The 2,864-nt window shown below is 72.8% G+C and carries 2 protein-coding genes and 1 pseudogene; all 3 read left to right on the top strand.

All coding sequences use genetic code 11. From position 1 onward, the window contains the following. A pseudogene (locus ACTIR_RS23995) lies at positions 1-562 on the top strand (hypothetical protein); the annotation flags it as partial. Positions 563-864: 302 nt separating this feature from the next. Continuing rightward, positions 865-1,839 (top strand): hypothetical protein, encoded by a 975-nt coding sequence (locus ACTIR_RS0117185; RefSeq protein WP_026455205.1) that lies wholly within the window; start codon positions 865-867, stop codon positions 1,837-1,839. Between the two features lie 161 nt (positions 1,840-2,000). Beyond that, positions 2,001-2,864, top strand: an 864-nt coding sequence (locus tag ACTIR_RS24000) for a serine/threonine-protein kinase (protein ID WP_034240680.1), incomplete at its 3' end; no start/stop codon positions are given.

Below are 2,864 nucleotides of genomic sequence, written 5' to 3' on the forward strand. Positions count from 1 at the left end.
CGAGGGCGATTCCACCGACCGCCCGGCGGGTTACGGCGCCCCCGCGCGGGACGGGGAATCCGGCAGCGGGAACTCCGACGCCTCGGCGTCCGACCCCGACGGGTCGGGCGACGGACCGGGCCGGGTCGCCGCGGACGTGGACCACGGGGACGCGGCGGGGGAGCCCGCCGAGGTGCAGATGGCCGACGGCCCGCGCAAGCCGCCGGTCACCCCCGCCCCCACCTCGACCGAGGACGACGGGGAGAACGTGGGCATCCTGCGCACCGGCCACGACGCGGAGACCCTCGCGCAGCGTTCCCAGGACTTCTTCAACACCGTCACCGAGGACCCGGAGGCCGCGCACGAACTCACCACCGGGGAACTCGCCGAGCAGGGTCCGGAGGGGCTGGCTCAGCGCTACGCCGACGTCGCCTACTTCGAGGTGCGCCACGTCCACATCGACACCGACGAGGGCGTCACCGTCAACACCCTGCGGATCACCCGCCCGGACGGCAGCACCACCGAGGTGACCCGCGAGCTCACCTTCGCGGCCGACGACCGCATCTCGGCCGTGGAGGGCTGAGGCGCCGGGCGGTGCGCGGTGCGCCGCGGACGGGACGCACGGATGCGGCCTCACCTGCGAATGCACGGGCCATCCGCACATCCTTCTGCACGTGCGGGTCGCCGAACGGTTGAAAATTGCTCTAGATGGGTGACCGACAGCACCGCTCGTCGTACGCTATGTGCTGCCCACCGAGAGACGCTGGCGAACGGCGTCGCGAACGGGTTATCTGTTGCTCGGTGTCCGTGCTTGTGCGCTCGGTGACCGGCCCCACTCCGGCGAACCGAGCCCACTCCTGAACCGAGAACAGACGAGGACGAGCAGTGCACGATCGGCCCAGCCGGGAGCCGGAGCGGACCGTCGTCATCCACGACGGTCTCGGCCCGCACCTTTCCGGTGAGAACGCTCCGGTCGAGGGGGACACCCCCACCATCACCCTGGACGAGGTGCTTCCCGTCGCAGGCCCCGCCCCCGGTGAGGTCGACCGGCCCGGCGACGGTGGACGGGGCGGCGACGACGGAGGGGGCGGCGACGACCCGGCGCCTGCCTCCGCACGGGAGAGCCTCCTCGCGCGGCGTGCCAAGTTCGTCGCGCTGCTGTTCGTCACGGCCGCGCTGGTCGCCTCCGTCATCGTCGCGTCCTCGCTGTCCGGCAGCGCCGACGAGTCCGACGACGCCGGCGCCGGTACCCGGCACCGGCACGAGATCACCGGTGCGGCCGCGCTCGGCGGGTTCACCCTCCCTCCCGGCGAACGGCGCACGCGGGACACGGGCGTCCCGGACACTCCCGCGTCGTCCCCGCCGGCCCGGTCACCGGACACCGCGGACTCCGCGGAGCCGACCGACTCCCCGGGGTCCGACCACTCCGTGCGATCCGCGGAGGCGACGACCGGGGACTCCCCGGCGCCGGAGGCCACGGACCCGGTCGGCGCGGCGGTGCCGACCGGAACGGCCGGGACACCCGGCAACGGACTCCGCTCCGGCCCGGCGGACGCGGCGACCGGGCTGGTGCACGCCTTCTACGAGCGCGTCCGGACCGCCCCCGAGCAGGCACTGGGCCTGCTGGCCCCCGCGCTGACGGCCGGGGAGGGCCACGCGCTGTTGGCGTCCTGGCGGTCGCTGACGCACCTGGAGATCGAGGACGTGCGGGAGCGGGGGGACGGGACCGTGCGGGTCGTGGTCCGGATGACGCCCGACGGGGGCGCGCCGCTGCGAATCACCCAACTGCTCGGGGTGGATGCCGGACCGGACCCGCTGATCAACCGGGCGATATTGCTCTCGGTCCGCGCTGTAGGCTGACCGGCCTTGTGAAACCGCAATCGGGGCCACCGATGGGGTGAAGATCACAGCCCCCGCAGTGCCCCCCGCGTGTGCGCAGAGTGAGCGGCCTAATCTGTCACGGTCGGTCTCGGTAAGCCGGCACACGTACTCCCGGTATGTGCGAGCCCGAAGGAGGTCGCGTGAGCGACGAGGGTCGCCTGGTCGCCGGCCGCTACCGTGTCATCAAGCGGATCGGGACCGGTGCCATGGGCGCCGTCTGGCAGGCAGTCGACGAGGTGCTGCACCGGACGGTCGCCATCAAACAACTCATGCTCGAACCCGGCCTCGAACAGCACGAGGCCGAGGACGCACGGCAGCGGACGATGCGCGAGGGGCGGATCGCCGCCCGGCTGCACCACCCGAACGCGATCACCGTGTTCGACGTGGTGACGGACGAGAACGGGCAGCCCTGCCTGATCATGGAGTACCTCGACTCCACCAGCCTCGCGCAGGTGCTGCAACAGCAGGGCACGTTGCCACCGCTGGAGGTCGCCCGGATCGGTGCGCAGGTGGCCTCGGCCCTGCGGGAGGCGCACGAGGTCGGCATCGTGCACCGCGACATCAAGCCCGGCAACATCCTGCTCGCCGACAACGGCCTGGTGAAGATCACCGACTTCGGCATCTCCCGCGCCAAGGACGACGTGACGGTCACCAAGACAGGCATGATCGCGGGCACCCCCGCGTACCTGGCGCCCGAGGTGGCCATCGGCGGCGACCCGGGGCCGGAGTCGGACGTCTTCTCCCTCGGCTCCACCCTCTACGCCGCCTCCGAGGGGCAGCCCCCCTTCGGGCTGAGCGAGAACACGCTGGGCCTGCTGCACGCGGTGGCCGCGGGACAGATCAACCCGCCGAGGCAGTCCGGCCCGCTGACCAGCGTGCTGGCGGTGATGCTGCACCCCGAGACCGCGCACCGGCCGAACGCGCAGCAGTCCGAGGACCTGCTGGCCGCGGTCGCCCGCGGGGACACGCCGCTCGGCGGACCCGCCGAGGACCCCACCCGGATG

It is taken from the genome of Saccharomonospora iraqiensis subsp. iraqiensis (assembly GCF_000430445.1).
Lineage (GTDB): Bacteria > Actinomycetota > Actinomycetes > Mycobacteriales > Pseudonocardiaceae > Saccharomonospora > Saccharomonospora iraqiensis.